Raw genomic sequence first — 14,880 nt, 5'->3', positions numbered from 1 at the left:
CTTTATGGACCTGTATGAACAAAAAATTGAGGAACGTTTTAAACAATCGATATTAATCATAAATCAAATCAAAATGAAAAAAGCAAACGTAAAAACTGGAATTTTGGCCATAGTGATGATAGCCCTAACGGCCACATCTTGTAAAGACAAGAAAAAAGAGCAGGAAGGCCAAGAAGGGCACCATACCGAACAAATGGAGGAGGGTGGCCACATGGACGGGACTATGGAAGATCACTCCCAAATGGATCACGGTGATATGCCTCATAACGAAATGACAATGCTATCGTCTGATATAGTAACTGACTACCTTGCACTAAAGAATGCCCTGGCGTCTGACGATCAAGACGGGGCAGCGATGGCAGGGGAAAGACTCGAGAGCAGCTTAAAAAGCTTTAATTCTAGCAAATTTACCAGTAATCAACAGGCTGAGTTGAACGAAATCATTGAAGACGCCACCGAGCACGCCGAGCATATTGCGAAAAGTGAGATTGGGCACCAGCGGGAGCATTTTGACGTCTTGAGCAAAGATGTCATTGACTTTTTGGCGATCACAGGCTCAGATCGAACGCTTTATCAGGCCTATTGCCCCATGTACAATAATAACAAAGGAGCGCAATGGTTGAGTGCTACGAAGGAAATAAAGAATCCATATTATGGGGCTAAAATGTTGAGCTGCGGAAGTGTACAAAAGGAAATCAACTAAGTGAAGAAAAGCCTAAAAATAATAGTGTTTGTGCTTTTGCTCGGATTTGTGGGGATTCAGTTTTTTCCCACTTCCCAAAACCAAAGCAACACAATACCAAAAACTGATTTTATACTAGTAAACGATGTACCGAAACAAGTGGAGCGCATCATCACAACCTCTTGCTATGATTGCCATAGCAACAACACGGATTATCCTTGGTACAACAAAGTGCAACCCGTTGCCTGGTTTTTGGAGGATCATGTTACCCATGGCAAGGAAGAATTGAATTTTAACGAATGGGCTGATTATTCAAACAGAAGAAAGAACAGCAAGTTAAAATCAATCATAAGTCAGATAGAAAATGGAGAAATGCCCCTTTGGTCTTACACACTAATTCATAGGGAAGCAAAACTTTTGGAGGACGAGAGGAACACCGTTCTCGATTGGGTTTCAAAATTAAAGGACAGTTTATAAACTAAAAATTCAACAAATGAAGAATTTAAAAAATGGTGCAGTAACCCTGCTCATGTTGGGGACTACAATGGGCTACGCACAACACAAAATAGAGCTGAACCATGACCATAGCAAGATGGAAATCAAACTGGTCGAGTTGGAATTTAACGACAAAAACATCGCCAATGCCTACGAACAATACGTGCATATAAAAAATGACTTGGTCGGCTCTAATTCGGGCGATGCCCAAAAGGGAGCGGTAATGTTGAACGAAGCACTCGAAAAAGTCGAGGGTTCCGATGCTGCATTATCGGCCACGCAAAAAATCGCTGCTACGGATAATATAAAGAGACAGCGAAAGGCTTTTTCCGATTTAAGTAATGAAATGGAAGCCTTGTTGAAAGGAACCGTTACATCGGGAAAAATCTATAAGGATTTCTGCCCAATGGCACTCAATGGAGGGGCTTATTGGCTCTCTTCTATTGAAAATATCCGCAATCCCTACTATGGGGCGCGGATGTTAAGCTGTGGAAAGGTAGAAGAAGTAATCCAATGATAGGCACATCTGTTGGGGAAGGGAAGATTAGAAGTCGATTGGTCACAGAAGCCCTTACTTTAACTGGTATAACGCGAAAAATTTGTAATCAAAACCAAAATCCTGAACCAGTATGGATGCACTGAGCATAGATATTTTTGTTATCCCGACCATTGTCCTCCTATTAGTGGTGTTGGCTTATGTTCATTTTCAGGGAAAAGTCACCGATGTAAAAGAATATGGGCGGTATGTACTTAACATAGCCTCGACTGCCTTTGTGGTAAACCTGCTTTGGGAAATTGCCCATGGCACTTTGTACAAAGGATTTGAATATGACCTGAAACAGATTACATTTTGTGCCCTCGCCTCGGTTGCTGATATGCTCATGGTGCTCCTGCTTTTTTTTGGCTTTGCCATCCTGTACAAGGATGTTTATTGGTTCGGGGAACTGAACATACCGCGCTTGGTAGTGTTGGTCACGGTAGGAACCATAGGCGCAATTTTGGCTGAAATATGGCATACCAGTAGAGGAGATTGGACCTACGCGGCCAACATGCCCCTTCTTCCTTTTGTAAAGGTAGGGGTATCCCCTGTGGTGCAGTTTGCACTATTGCCGTGGTTGATATTTTCAGCTGTGGTAAAAAAGATGAAAAAACCCTAGGTAGCTGTCGCATTGTAAGTAAAAATGGTTGATTAGTTAGTTGACAATGTTGATGGATACCTAGGCAAAATTATAAAGTCAAAGTCCTGTTATGGGAGGGGAGATTTCTAATTGATTATTGGTGTATGCAATCCCTTCCCTTGACAGGCACAATGAAATTTAAGCATTATGAAAGATTGTTGTAAGTCGGGAGATAACAGTAAAAAAGATAGATACAGGCTAAAAAGGCTATTGGACTATTTCCTCTATGCCATAATAGGATTTTTAGTCCTTTGGGCACTAATCCAGCAATTCGGCAGCAACTGAAACGTGAATGCCGGCAAATTGATGTCAAATTGGGTAGGATGACGGACGATAAAAAAGAATTTATTCCCGCTTTGGGCCATGACTGGTTGACCGGGTTCTATGACTTGGCCATAAGGTTCACCATGCCTGAAAGGAAATTCAGAAATAAATTGATGGATTTTTTAGATCCTTTGGACGGTGAGGAAATTCTTGAATTTGGGTTCGGTACCGGGCAGAATCTCATTTTGGCCAATACTAAAAATGGAAATGCCAATTATATTGGTTTGGATATTGACCCCAAGGTCAAAAATATTGCTAAAAAGAAGTTCACGAAAAATGATATTGAAATCCAGCTGGATCTTTACGGGGGCGGCGTATTTCCGTATCCTGATAATACCTATGATAAGGTGTTCAGTTCGTTGGTGTTCCACCAACTGGACAAAGAGGCTAAGATTTCCTGTCTAAATGAAATTTGCAGGGTGCTCAAACCCGATGGGGCACTACTCATTGGGGATTGGGGAAAACCTAAATCCAGGTTGATGAGAGGTATGTTCTATTCGGTCCAAATTCTTGACGGTTTTGCGACCACGGCCGACAACGTAAAAGGACTTATACCGGATTTTATGGTGGCTGCTGGGTTTGAAAACGTGGCAGAAGTGGGCCACGTAAACACAAAAATTGGAAGCTACTGCTATTATCAGGGGAAAAAACCAAGTTTTTGTAGGGTTTAGAAGTACTGATAATTTACAAAACATAAGAAAAATAATGAATAACCTTAAAACGATAAAAATGAAAAGAATCAAAATCATTTTCTTGCCATTGCTGGCGGTACTGGCAGTAACAGCGGTCAACGCCCAAGAACCTACGATATCCTCAGAAGAAGAGGCTGTGGTCGCAATCATGAAGAAATACAAGGAGGCCTTACAGAACAAAACCACCGAAGGCACTTTTGAACTGTTCTCCGCAGATTCAAAGGTGTTTGAGCAGGGAGGCATTGAGGGTACCTATGCGAATTATATCGAACATCACCTAGGGCCTGAACTTTCACACTTCAATCGATTTGAGTTCTCCGATTATATGATTCAAGTCGAGGTAGGTCTTCCTTATGCATTTACTACGGAAACGTACACCTATACCATAGAACTTCAAGCTGAAAAAGGCGCATCACCCCGCATTATTAATAGAAAAGGGGTGGCCACCTCAATATTGAAAAAAACTGATGACCAATGGAAAATAATTAAAACCCACTCATCTTCAAGAAATAAAAAGTAACAGTAAATGAGTCGATATATTTATTTAGGCATCGTAGTGTTTGGCCTTCTTTTTGCAAATTGTAAAGAGCAGAAAACCAAATCATTGCCAGAGCAATCGAAAGGAGCAATAACGACCGAACCTCCAAAAAAAGTATTAAGCCCACTTACTTCAACAATGGCAATGATAGGTGATGCTCACATACACATGGACTATTCATCTCCAGGGGTCAGGGGTAGAATCATATTTGGTGGTTTATTGGCTTATGACCAGGTCTGGCAAGCAGGAGCGCATATGGCTACTTGGATAGAAACAAATAAAGATTTACTAATCGATAATAAAATACTTCCGGCCGGGAAATATGGTTTTTTTACGATTCCATCAAAAGAAGAATGGACCATCATTTTCAATTCCAATTGGAACCAACACGGAAAAGATGAGTACGATGAAAAGGAGGATGTTCTTCGTTTTAAGGTAAAACCCTTGATTTCGGATGAATTGACCGAACATCTAGAATATCAAATCAACAAGGTTAATGATAAAGAAGGTGCAATTTCATTGAGTTGGGAGAGAGTATCTGTAGAATTCAATTTTAAGGTAAATAACTAATATGGTAAATAGGCACTCAGCCCTGAAAATAAGAAAAGTACATCGGTATCTTGGAATTTTCTTAGGAATCCAGTTTCTGATGTGGACCATAAGTGGCATGTATTTTAGCTGGACGGACATCGACGAGATACATGGTGACCATTTCAAAAAGGAGAAAGTAAGCCAAACCGGATTCAGTAACCTGTTGGGTACACAAAGTCTTCAACTACAGGATCCAATAGAATCATTGGAGTTGCTTGAAATTGCCGGGAAGCCGTATTACTGGATCAACAAATCCAAGCTCCACGACGCGAAAACAGGTAAATTGAAAACTAAAGTTACGAAGCAAGAAGCTTTACAGGTTGCAGAAAGGCATATGCTTCCAGAACTTCAAGTGGCTGGGATTCAAATAATCAATACGGTGGGAGACCAACATGAATACCGTGGTAGGCTCCTGCCTGCTTACGAAATTAGTTACGACACTCCTCAGAACCTTAAAGCCTACGTGGCGGTGAAAAATGGTGCATTCCAAACGGTTCGACACCGAAACTGGAGATGGTTCGACTTTTTATGGATGACCCATACGATGGACTATCAAACACGTGATGATTTCAACACCACTCTGCTAAGGGCATTTTCATTACTTGGATTGATTACGGTTCTGAGCGGATTCTTGTTGTGGTTCGTGAGTTCACCAACTGTAAGAAGGTTGAAAAAGACCAAAAAAGTGATTTGAAGCTTAATGTGAAGAATTCAAAACGGTATGGGAAGAGTGATTTGTTATGGAAGATAAGTGTCAAGAAAATGAAAAGAGAAAGAAACCGGTGTCCTCAAAAAGGGTTTCCTGGCAAAAGGAGGGCCTCTATCTTTTTGTTTCAATCCTTATACTATTTGGAATATACTTAACGATTACGCTTATTCTATTTGCCCTTTTCGGGAAGTAAAATTTTTGATTCACCGGAGATGTTACGGAGCGTTGCGATTGAGAATCGTGGAAGATGGCCCTGATTACAATTTGTAGGATAAATAGTTGAATAATGAGCGATAGTAGAAGAAACAGAAGAAAGGAGGAGAGGGATTTAAAAAAAGTCAAACCAAACCCTGAGAAGGAAAGAAAGGACAGGAGGACAAAAATATACGGTATTTTGGCCTTGGTGTTGTTTTTTATTATAGCGCTAATTGCCATTTTCTTTAAGGCCATATGGGAATTCAGAGCTAAGTACGGATTTTAGTTTTTAAATAGTATGAAGTCGATTTTATACATAAAAAATATGGTCTGCCCTCGGTGTATAATGGCCATTGAAGAAATTTTGGATAAAATGGTAATTCCGTATACCAATGTCACCTTGGGTGAAATAACGTTAAAAGATGAACTTATGGGTGAAATTAAGGAAGAATTAAAAAATAGGCTTGAAAAAATCGGATTTACAATCATCAATGACCGTAAGGGACAGCTCATTGAACAGATGAAAAATTTGGTTATAAATAAGGTTCATCATTCCAAATCACTCGATGGTGTGAAGTGGCCCGAATATATGGCAGATGAATTGAATCTAGATCACAAGTATTTAAGCTCGTTGTTTTCTTCAGTAGAGAGCATCACTTTTGAACAATACATCATAAATCAAAAAATTGAAAGGGTCAAGGAATTATTGATTTATGATGAGCTGAGCTTAAAAGAAATTGCTTATCAATTGGATTACAGTAGTGTTGCCTATTTAAGCAACCAATTCAAAAAAATCACTGGGATGACACCAACGAAATTTAAGAACAGTGCCATTCAAAACAGAAATTCTTTGGATGAAGTACACTAATAAATTCCCTTGTAAAGGAGCAAGATCTGCCGTAGGTGTTCTTAATTATGTGAAACCAATTCTTCCTAACCGTTAGAAAAACGATGCAATACAAAAAACAGATTGGAAAAAATATTGTTGCGTTATTGCTCGCCTTAGCCTTAATGGCACCTGCCGCCATCCGGTTTTTTCATATGTTCGAAGGTCACGAGCATATCACTTGTGCAGAAAAAGTGACACATATCCATGAAACCGTTACAAAATGTGAGATATGCAATTTCCACCTAACCTCCATAGACTACGACCTAATCGAGTATCCAGATTTATTGCTCAGTAGAATTTTTGAAAAGGTTCACAAAGCCTTTGTTTTATCACAGTTCCATTCCTTTAATAGAACCAACACACAATTACGCGCACCCCCATTCTTTTGTTAAAAGGCGAACAAATCAGTTTCAACTTAATCAAAGAATCATATGTGTAAATATGCACTGTTAATATTGCTCTTAAGCAGTATTACATCATTGTCTCAAAATTGTGATAATATACTTTCTGGTACCATAACCGACCTTCACGATGGTTCATTGCTCGTGGGGGCTACCCTTATTGTTGCGGGTACTGAACAGGCTGTGCAAACAGGTTTGGATGGGAGATTTGCTATTTCAAACCTATGCGATGGCACCTATTCCATACAGGTGTCCCACCCCTTCTGTTTGACCAAAGGTTTTACAGTCAAGGTAGTAGGCAACACGACCACATCATTTAAGCTGGAACATCATATTGAAGAACTTAACCAAGTAGTAGTTGCAGGCAAGGCCTACAGTAACAAATCCAAAACAACTTTTGAGAACACCCTGGCCAAAGAAGATTTGGAAAATTTTAGTAGCGGTTCGCTTGGCGATGCCCTTAATAGCCTAAGCGGGGTTTCTTCTCTAAATACAGGAAACACTGTTGTAAAACCGCTTATAAATGGTCTTCACAGCAGTCGTGTTGTAATCATCAATAATGGTGTGCGAATGGAAGATCAAGAATGGGGTGCAGAACACGCCCCCAACGTTGATATCAATGCCGTTGGCAATCTAACCTTGATAAAAGGAGCAGGGGCATTACAATACAGTGGTGATGCGGTGGGTGGCGTAATTGTAGCAGAAGCTTTAAAAGTCCCTGTAAAAGATAGCCTCTATGGCAAAACGCTACTTATTGCTGCTAACAATGGACGTGGTTCGTCTATTACATCCCAATTAACCAAAAGTTATCAAAACGGCTGGTATACATCAGTTCAGGGAACATTAAAACGCTTTGGGGATTTTGAGGCACCGGATTACATATTGAGCAACACGGGTATTTTTGCACGAAACGCTTCTTTGCAAGTGGGGATCAACCGCTTTAACTATGGCATAGAGGCCTATTATTCATTATTTAAAAACGAAATCGGCATTTTAAGAGCTTCCGTTGCAGGCGGTGCAAGAGACCAGATTCGAGCTATCAATAGCCTCAGACCATTAATCGTCAACGATTTCACATATGAAATCAATGAACCCAAACAAGATGTAACCCATCATTTGGCAAGAATAAAAGCCTTCAAAAGAGTTGATGGCTTGGGAAAGTTGAACTTGCAGTATGATTTTCAAAGAAATAATCGTCTTGAATTCGATATCAGGCGTGGTGATGGCAGAGGAAGAGCATCGTTGGATTTGCAGCTCGACACCCACACGCTATTGCTAGACCTAAATTCACGCTTAGCTGATGAATTAAATCTAAAAGCGGGTGTGATGGGAAGATATCAAAACAATTTTGCAGACCCAGATACTGGTGTGCGGCGATTGATACCGGACTATGATAAATATGATTTGGGTTTATATGCCATAGCAGATTATAGATTGAATGACCAGTGGCTTCTTGAAGCAGGTGGACGTTTTGATTATATCTATATGGACGTTTTCAAATTCTACCGAACCTCTTTTTGGGAATCGCGCAATTATGACCAAGTATTTCCTGAAATAGTTGTTGAGGAACTTGAAAATCAGATTCTGACCAATCCCCAGTTAAATTTCTACAATGCTTCTGGCACATTGGGTACAACCTATTCTTTTGGTAATGATTACAATCTCTATTTTAATTATTCCATTGCATCACGTGCACCCAATCCCTCAGAACTTTTTAGTGAAGGTCTGCACCATTCCGCTTCCAGAATCGAACTGGGTGATTTGAGATTTGATTCTGAAATAGGGCACAAAGTATCTATGACATTTCAAAGGGATAATAGCTTGTTTAGCTTTTCAGTAAATCCGTTTATCAATTCGATTTCAAACTTTATCGTCATTGAACCTACTGAGATTAGACAAACAATCAGGGGTAATTATCAGGTATGGGAATACCGCCAAACCAATGCCCAATTGCTTGGTGTAGATGTTGATGCGTTTTACGCTTTCGCCAAAAACTATCGAATCAACAGTCAGTTTTCATTAGTAAAGGGCTACGACCGTAATAGAGACGAGCCACTGATTAGTATGCCACCCTTGAATATAAAGAACGAAATCGTTTATCAAAAAACAGAGTTCAACAACATTCGGCTGTCGTTACAGAGTGAGTATTACTTCCGACAAAATGAATTTCCTAACAACAATTTTGAGGTATTCATACCAGAGACAGAAACAATGGAACTTGTGGATGTGAGTACACCGCCAGAGGCATACCATTTAATCAATTTCAATTCCAGTATTGATTTTAAAGTCAACAAAAAATCAACACTTACGGTAGGCTTTGGCATTTCAAACTTATTAAATATCAGCTACAGAAACTACTTAAACCGCCTACGCTTTTATGCAGATGATTTGGGTAGGAACTTTTTGTTAAATCTGAAATTCAATTATTAATCATTACAACAATTAAAAATATGAGAGCAAAACTTTTTGAATAACCTAACAACCATTAAAACATAATCAAATGAATTTTAAACCTTTTAGAATGAACACAAATTTTAACCTTTTAAATCAAAAACAAATGAAAAATGTACAACTTTTAGCTACTGTAATATTTGCAACTATCTTGTTCGCATCTTGTTCGAATGATGATGATACACCAGAACCGGTAAATGAAGAAGAACCGCTAACAACCTTAACGGTTACACTTGAACCACAAGGCGGTGGAACAACCATTACATTGCAGACCCGTGACTTGGATGACGAAGGTCCAGAGCCACCAGTAGTTACTGTTTCGCGCAACCTAACTGCTGGAGTTACCTACAATGGTACGATTGTAATTCTTAATGAAACGGTTAATCCACCAGAAAATGTAACAGAAGAAATAGAAGAAGAAGATGTAGACCATCAATTTTTTTATACAGTTGCTGGTGGACTTGATGTAACAACGGAGTATGGTAATTTTGATAGTAACGGCAATCCACTTGGCACAGAATTCACGCTTACTGCAGGGACAGCAAGTTCAGGAGTGTTGACCTTTACACTACGCCATTTGCCAATCAAACCAAACACAGGTCTTGATGATGCAGGCGGTAATACAGACATTGCAGCACCTTTTAATGTAATTATAGAATAGATTTGAATTGGGACACTTTTGTCTATCACAAAATGGATGCCTCTCATAATGATTTGTGAAAGGCATCTTGTTCAAGATTTTTATTAAAAAGCTTCTGCTATACAATGTTCAAATGTGGTATAATTAAATTATAATCAATGCTTAAAATCATTCAAATAGTTGCCTTGGTACAAGGCCTTTTCCTCCTCCTGGTTTTTTACAAGAACAAAAGAAAATATAGAAAAATAACCTTTTGGCTTTTTTGTGGAAGTATCATATCAGTGCTGTTATACATAGTTGGTGATGACGATAATAACCTTTTCGTCGAAGATGCAGATTGGTTCTTCTTTGACAGCTCATTATTTCTTACATTTCTTTTTTTATACTTCAAGTATTTAAATTCTGATAAAGAGGTTTTTTTAAAAAGGGACTATTTGTTTTTCTTACCTAGTATATTTTTATTCTTAAGTGAAACATTGGAAATTTTTTCAGAACGGGAAAACGATCTTTTAGAGATCGCAGAGACATTGATCGAGTTTGTGTTTTTGGGTTACTTAGTCCATATCTTATACAATTTGCTTAGAACTAAAAGGGCTAATAGGGTTTTGTATTTCGTTGTTCCTATTATTTTAATAATGAGCATTTCATACATAAATGGTGTTTTCGATTTGTTTGAGATGGAGCCAATAGTGTTTTCTGATGATGATAATTTTAACACCTATTTGATTCTCATCGTAGCATTCTTGTTTTATGCAATAACGTTCTATTTAATAATGAAACCTAAAGAGCTTATTCCAAGCACCAAGATTACCAAATACAAGTCCTCAAACTTAAAACCAGAATCAATTAAAAGCTATAAAAATGATTTGATACAGATAATGGAAAAAGAAAAGCTTTATCTAGATCCTAGGTTATCGATCCATAGTGTATCAAAAAAATTAAATATTCCAAGGCAATATATTTCTGAAGTTCTGAACGTACATATGAATATTAGTTTTCAGGATTTTGTTAATGGATACAGGATTGAAGCCTTTGTCGTTAACCTACAAAACAAGAAATATGCTCATTATACTCTTTTCGGAATTGCCTCAGAAGTTGGCTTCAGCTCTAAGTCTTCATTTAATGCTACTTTTAAGAAGGTCAAGGGATTGACCCCTTCGCAATTCAAGAACTCCATTGCTAAAAAAAATGAAACTGGTATAGAATAAGTATTCTGGACAACGGACAGATAATCTTGTATACTTGGATGTCGTTCTTTGAAGGAATTTAAATCCTTCTAAAATTGTCAATTAAAAAGCTAAATCCATTAAAAAATAAAATATTTAAGGTACTAACGGGTTCTTTTAGAAACTCCAAAAGAATCAATCTATTAGAAAGTCTTCCTAGAGATTCAGAAATTAAAGTTTTAATTACAAGACCAAATCATAGGTTAGGTAATCAACTCTTAATAACCCCTTTAATACAAGAGATTAATAAACAATTTCCTAACTGTAAAATACATTTAATAGTCAATGGAAACCTTTCTTACATATTGCTCTCCAATTATCATTGTGTAGAGACAATTTTTAACCTTCCTAAAAAGCCATTTAATAATATTATAGACTATTTGATAAAGTCTATAAGCCTAATCTCAAATCAATATAACATTGCAATTGTGGGATGTGAGGATTCGAATTCAAGCAAAATATTTGTTAAGTTGTCAAGAGCTAAATTCAAGATTTACAACTCAGGTACTACCAAGCTCAATAGACCTGAACATATTGCAAAAATCCCTATCTATAATTTAAGAAAATTTTTGGATCCATCAGACTATCTCACCGATAGGTATCCGAAGCTATCAATAAAACTATCTAGACAAGAAATAGAAAAAGGAAATCAACGAATTAAAGCCTTATTTAATAGCAACAAAAAAACTATTTGCATTTTCACTTTTGCTACAGGAAATAAATGTCTATCGAAAAAATGGTGGTTAAAATTTTATAAAGAACTAAAAACTGAGTTTACCAATTTTAACGTTTTAGAAATATTGCCAAATGAAAATGTATCTCAAATCAATTACGAGAGTGTGCATTTTTATAGTAATAACCTTAGGGAAATAGCCTCGGTAATTGAAAATTCTGTTGTTTTCATTGGAGCAGATAGCGGTATAATGCATTTATCATCGTCCACAAATACGACTACATTTGGTTTGTTTAATGTTACCGACCCAAAAACCTATGGACCTTATGGAGGTAACAACATACCCTTAGATACTAATTCTGTTAAAATAAACGAGATATTAGAAAGAATCAAGGAGGCAATCTTCTAAAATAGGTTGTAAGAAGTTAATAGTTGTTTTCACACTAAAGCCAAAAAGCCAATCGTTTGCGAAAAATCTCCAGCGAAAGACCAATATGCGCATTATACTCTTTTCGGAATCACACCGGAAGTTGGTTTTAGCTCTAAGTCTTCATTCAATGCTACTTTTAAGAAGGTCAAGGGATTGACGCCTACACAATTAAAGAATTCAATTCCTAAAAATAAGATAATCGGTACAGAATAAGCATTCTGGACAACAGGCAAATAATCTGGTGCACTTACCTGTCGTTCTTTAAAGTCTATTAAGCACGTCATAATAGTCAATGATCTAATTTTTATTGTCTGATTAGTGTCAGAGTAAAATAATTCTAATTTAAAACAATTAAACTGTAAATGAAACATCCCACTCAATTATTCAGGAAACCATTTTTATCATTACTTTTTATCTTAATTAACACCACGTTATTTGCCCAAGAGAAATATACCATACGGGGAAGTATCAGTGATATAATTAATGGCGAAACAGTATTGGGAGCATCGGTTTACTTAAAAGGAACCACTATAGGAGCAACCACAAACGAGTATGGTTTTTATTCTATTACAGCACCAAAAGGGACATATACACTAATTGTTTCCTATTTAGGTTACAAAGAGATTAAGAAAGAAATATCACTTACCGAGGATATAAAGTTAAATTTTGAGCTTGAAGAGGCCTCAAACACTTTAGAAGAGGTAATTATTACAGCAGATGAAGGCATAGAGAAACTTAATGTAAGAAAGCCGCAGATGGGAGTTGTTGCCTTAAAAGCGGAAACAATTGAATTAGCACCTGCTGTATTGGGTGAAGTAGATCTTATAAAAACCATACAGCTTCTGCCGGGAGTATCAAACAATGGAGAAGGTTCAGCAGGCTTTAACGTAAGAGGTGGCGCAGTAGACCAGAATTTGGTACTCTTAGACGAAGCCATTATATATAACACATCTCATTTTTTCGGATTATTTTCTGTCTTTAATAATGATGCCATAAAAAATGTGAAGCTTTATAAGGGTGACATTCCAGCAAAATTTGGAGGGAGGACATCTTCGGTATTGGATGTAAGACAGAAAGAAGGTAATAATAAAGACCTAGCACTCAATGGTGGTATTGGATTAATTTCAAGTAGGCTTGCAGTAGAAAGCCCAATGTTTAATAAAAAGGGTTCCTTTCTTTTGGCAGGAAGAACCACTTATGCTCAGCTTTTTTCTGGATTGTTGGACGATTTGGGAAATAGTAATATTAGTTTTTACGATTTAAATCTCAAAACCAACTATGAAATTAACGAAAACAATAAGGTCTATTTGTCAGGTTATTTTGGTAGGGATGTATTTAATATTTCTGGTCTTTTAGACAGTAATTATGGTAACGCCTCTGCCAACCTGCGTTGGAATCATATTTTTAATGACAAACTTTTCTCCAACTTATCGCTTATTTACAGTAAGTACGATTATCAAATAATACTAGATTTTGATCAATTGGATTGGATCTCAGATATAGAGAATTTCAATGTAAAGTACGACCTTAACTATTATGCAACCGATAAATTAAAAATAGATTTTGGCCTTAATGGTATTTCCTATAATTTAAATCCAGGAGAGATCGTGCCGTCTACCCCAAGTTCTTCAGTTAACCCTTTGATATTAGACCAGAAAAATGCCTTTGAGGCTGGCGCTTATGTAAGTGCAGAGCATACAATTACAGATAAGCTTACCGCAAGGTACGGATTGAGATATAGTACGTTCAACAGACTAGGCCAACAGACTATCACTAATTATGCCAATAACCAGCCCGTAGTTTACAATCAAGAATTAGGGATTTATCAAAGCGGTACAGCGGTTGGTAACGCACCGTATTCAAGAGGGCAAACAATTAGGCAATTTGGGAATTTAGAACCACGATTGGGATTATCATATAAATTAACCGATAAATCATCAGTAAAGGGAAGCTATACGCGTACGGCTCAATATCTACATTTACTGTCAAACACAATATCTGTAACCCCTTTAGATGTTTGGACACCCAGCGGACCCTTCATAGAACCACAGCTATCAAACCAATACGCCCTAGGGTACTACCGCAATTCCAACGATAACAAATATTCATTTGAATTAGAAGCCTACTATAAAACAACAGATAATCGTATTGATTATATTGATGGAGCCAACTTATTAGGAAATAATACCATAGAAACGGAAATTTTAAATGGGGAGGCAAGAGCCTATGGTTTAGAGTTTCTTTTAAGAAAAAACAAAGGCCGTTTTACAGGTTGGTTGGCATATACACTAGCTAAATCTGAACAACGCTCTTTTGGGGGCAATGCCGGAGGTCCTGGTATTAACAACGGCAATTGGTACAATACACCTTATGATCGCACACACGATATATCTCTATCAGGAGTCTATAAATTATCCGATAAATGGACATTTAGTTCCAACTTGGTTTATCAAACGGGTCGCCCGGTTACCTATCCTTCCGGTCAATTTGAATACGAAGGATCTTCTATTGTCATCTACGACGAGAGGAACGCTAATCGCCTGCCTGCCTACCATAGGTTAGATATTGCAGCAACCTACAAACCCAATCGCAGACCAGATAAACGGTGGAAAGGAGAATGGGTTTTTAGCATTTATAACTTATATAACAGAATGAATGCGGCGTCGATTTCTTTCAATCAAAATTATAATACTGGTGTAAATGAAGCCTTAAGAACTTCGATTTTTGGTATTATCCCATCAATAACGTATAACTTTAAATTTTAGT

Annotated in this window: 17 protein-coding genes; 16 read left to right on the top strand and 1 reads right to left on the bottom strand. The window is 37.5% G+C overall.

Annotated features, from left to right (window positions below; genetic code table 11):
* The first annotated feature begins 4 nt into the window (after positions 1–4).
* The 15 genes from CLV81_RS00585 to CLV81_RS00515 all read left to right on the top strand — a co-directional run bounded on the left by CLV81_RS00585 (position 5) and on the right by CLV81_RS00515 (position 12,093).
* Positions 5–703 (top strand): DUF3347 domain-containing protein, encoded by a 699-nt coding sequence (locus tag CLV81_RS00585; RefSeq protein WP_313790274.1) that lies wholly within the window; start codon positions 5–7, stop codon positions 701–703.
* Complete coding sequence (locus CLV81_RS00580; protein WP_106143137.1) at positions 704–1,159, top strand: heme-binding domain-containing protein; 456 nt, start codon at positions 704–706, stop codon at positions 1,157–1,159.
* Positions 1,160–1,175: 16 nt separating this feature from the next.
* Positions 1,176–1,694 (top strand): DUF3347 domain-containing protein, encoded by a 519-nt coding sequence (locus tag CLV81_RS00575; RefSeq protein WP_106143136.1) that lies wholly within the window; start codon positions 1,176–1,178, stop codon positions 1,692–1,694.
* A gap of 112 nt (positions 1,695–1,806) precedes the next feature.
* Positions 1,807–2,334: a hypothetical protein gene (locus CLV81_RS00570; RefSeq protein ID WP_106143135.1), complete on the top strand. Its 528-nt coding sequence runs from the start codon at positions 1,807–1,809 to the stop codon at positions 2,332–2,334.
* Between the two features lie 344 nt (positions 2,335–2,678).
* A complete protein-coding gene (locus tag CLV81_RS00565; RefSeq protein WP_106143134.1) occupies positions 2,679–3,350 on the top strand; it encodes a class I SAM-dependent methyltransferase in 672 nt (223 codons plus the stop codon).
* A 58-nt stretch (positions 3,351–3,408) separates the two neighbouring features.
* Complete coding sequence (locus CLV81_RS00560) at positions 3,409–3,891, top strand: nuclear transport factor 2 family protein (RefSeq protein ID WP_106144841.1); 483 nt, start codon at positions 3,409–3,411, stop codon at positions 3,889–3,891.
* 6 nt (positions 3,892–3,897) lie between these two features.
* Positions 3,898–4,479 carry a DUF2911 domain-containing protein gene (locus CLV81_RS00555; protein ID WP_106143133.1) on the top strand — a complete coding sequence of 194 codons (582 nt, stop codon included), beginning with the start codon at positions 3,898–3,900 and terminating at the stop codon, positions 4,477–4,479.
* 1 nt (position 4,480) lies between these two features.
* A complete protein-coding gene (locus CLV81_RS00550; RefSeq protein ID WP_106143132.1) occupies positions 4,481–5,194 on the top strand; it encodes a PepSY domain-containing protein in 714 nt (237 codons plus the stop codon).
* A 301-nt stretch (positions 5,195–5,495) separates the two neighbouring features.
* Entirely contained in the window at positions 5,496–5,690 is a 195-nt protein-coding gene (locus CLV81_RS00545; RefSeq protein WP_106143131.1) for a hypothetical protein, read from the top strand.
* A gap of 60 nt (positions 5,691–5,750) precedes the next feature.
* Positions 5,751–6,272: a helix-turn-helix domain-containing protein gene (locus tag CLV81_RS00540; protein ID WP_313790273.1), complete on the top strand. Its 522-nt coding sequence runs from the start codon at positions 5,751–5,753 to the stop codon at positions 6,270–6,272.
* Between the two features lie 83 nt (positions 6,273–6,355).
* Positions 6,356–6,685 (top strand): hypothetical protein, encoded by a 330-nt coding sequence (locus CLV81_RS00535; RefSeq protein WP_106143129.1) that lies wholly within the window; start codon positions 6,356–6,358, stop codon positions 6,683–6,685.
* Positions 6,686–6,724: 39 nt separating this feature from the next.
* Positions 6,725–9,124: a TonB-dependent receptor gene (locus CLV81_RS00530; protein WP_106143128.1), complete on the top strand. Its 2,400-nt coding sequence runs from the start codon at positions 6,725–6,727 to the stop codon at positions 9,122–9,124.
* A gap of 70 nt (positions 9,125–9,194) precedes the next feature.
* Positions 9,195–9,806 carry an SRPBCC family protein gene (locus CLV81_RS00525; protein WP_245911870.1) on the top strand — a complete coding sequence of 204 codons (612 nt, stop codon included), beginning with the start codon at positions 9,195–9,197 and terminating at the stop codon, positions 9,804–9,806.
* A 137-nt stretch (positions 9,807–9,943) separates the two neighbouring features.
* A complete protein-coding gene (locus CLV81_RS00520) occupies positions 9,944–10,993 on the top strand; it encodes a helix-turn-helix domain-containing protein (protein ID WP_106143127.1) in 1,050 nt (349 codons plus the stop codon).
* 74 nt (positions 10,994–11,067) lie between these two features.
* Positions 11,068–12,093: a glycosyltransferase family 9 protein gene (locus CLV81_RS00515; RefSeq protein WP_158259048.1), complete on the top strand. Its 1,026-nt coding sequence runs from the start codon at positions 11,068–11,070 to the stop codon at positions 12,091–12,093.
* Between the two features lie 92 nt (positions 12,094–12,185).
* Here the strand turns inward: CLV81_RS00515 and CLV81_RS00510 are convergent, their stop codons facing one another.
* Entirely contained in the window at positions 12,186–12,398 is a 213-nt protein-coding gene (locus tag CLV81_RS00510) for a hypothetical protein (RefSeq protein ID WP_146129795.1), read from the bottom strand.
* Positions 12,399–12,476: 78 nt separating this feature from the next.
* Here CLV81_RS00510 and CLV81_RS00505 point away from each other — a divergent pair, with 78 nt between their 5' ends.
* Positions 12,477–14,879, top strand: coding sequence for a TonB-dependent receptor (locus CLV81_RS00505; protein WP_106143124.1), 2,403 nt, complete (start codon positions 12,477–12,479; stop codon positions 14,877–14,879).
* Position 14,880: the final 1 nt, after the last annotated feature.

The organism is Flagellimonas meridianipacifica, assembly GCF_003001695.1.
Taxonomy (GTDB): Bacteria; Bacteroidota; Bacteroidia; order Flavobacteriales; family Flavobacteriaceae; genus Flagellimonas; species Flagellimonas meridianipacifica.
The sequence above is the reverse complement of the archived record's forward strand: the minus strand, read 5'-3'. Positions and strand labels throughout refer to the sequence as shown.

What these genes read in the sequence shown, in the direction of transcription:
- CLV81_RS00545 (WP_106143131.1), top strand. Translation starts at nt 5,496, where the DNA reads ATGAGCGATAGTAGAAGAAACAGAAGAAAGGAGGAGAGGGATTTAAAA.
- CLV81_RS00525 (WP_245911870.1), top strand. Translation starts at nt 9,195, where the DNA reads ATGAATTTTAAACCTTTTAGAATGAACACAAATTTTAACCTTTTAAAT.
- CLV81_RS00560 (WP_106144841.1), top strand. Translation starts at nt 3,409, where the DNA reads ATGAAAAGAATCAAAATCATTTTCTTGCCATTGCTGGCGGTACTGGCA.
- CLV81_RS00520 (WP_106143127.1), top strand. Translation starts at nt 9,944, where the DNA reads ATGCTTAAAATCATTCAAATAGTTGCCTTGGTACAAGGCCTTTTCCTC.
- CLV81_RS00575 (WP_106143136.1), top strand. Translation starts at nt 1,176, where the DNA reads ATGAAGAATTTAAAAAATGGTGCAGTAACCCTGCTCATGTTGGGGACT.
- CLV81_RS00505 (WP_106143124.1), top strand. Translation starts at nt 12,477, where the DNA reads ATGAAACATCCCACTCAATTATTCAGGAAACCATTTTTATCATTACTT.
- CLV81_RS00510 (WP_146129795.1), bottom strand. Translation starts at nt 12,398, where the DNA reads ATGACGTGCTTAATAGACTTTAAAGAACGACAGGTAAGTGCACCAGAT.
- CLV81_RS00585 (WP_313790274.1), top strand. Translation starts at nt 5, where the DNA reads ATGGACCTGTATGAACAAAAAATTGAGGAACGTTTTAAACAATCGATA.
- CLV81_RS00565 (WP_106143134.1), top strand. Translation starts at nt 2,679, where the DNA reads ATGACGGACGATAAAAAAGAATTTATTCCCGCTTTGGGCCATGACTGG.
- CLV81_RS00550 (WP_106143132.1), top strand. Translation starts at nt 4,481, where the DNA reads ATGGTAAATAGGCACTCAGCCCTGAAAATAAGAAAAGTACATCGGTAT.
- CLV81_RS00530 (WP_106143128.1), top strand. Translation starts at nt 6,725, where the DNA reads ATGTGTAAATATGCACTGTTAATATTGCTCTTAAGCAGTATTACATCA.
- CLV81_RS00570 (WP_106143135.1), top strand. Translation starts at nt 1,807, where the DNA reads ATGGATGCACTGAGCATAGATATTTTTGTTATCCCGACCATTGTCCTC.
- CLV81_RS00555 (WP_106143133.1), top strand. Translation starts at nt 3,898, where the DNA reads ATGAGTCGATATATTTATTTAGGCATCGTAGTGTTTGGCCTTCTTTTT.
- CLV81_RS00540 (WP_313790273.1), top strand. Translation starts at nt 5,751, where the DNA reads ATGGCCATTGAAGAAATTTTGGATAAAATGGTAATTCCGTATACCAAT.
- CLV81_RS00535 (WP_106143129.1), top strand. Translation starts at nt 6,356, where the DNA reads ATGCAATACAAAAAACAGATTGGAAAAAATATTGTTGCGTTATTGCTC.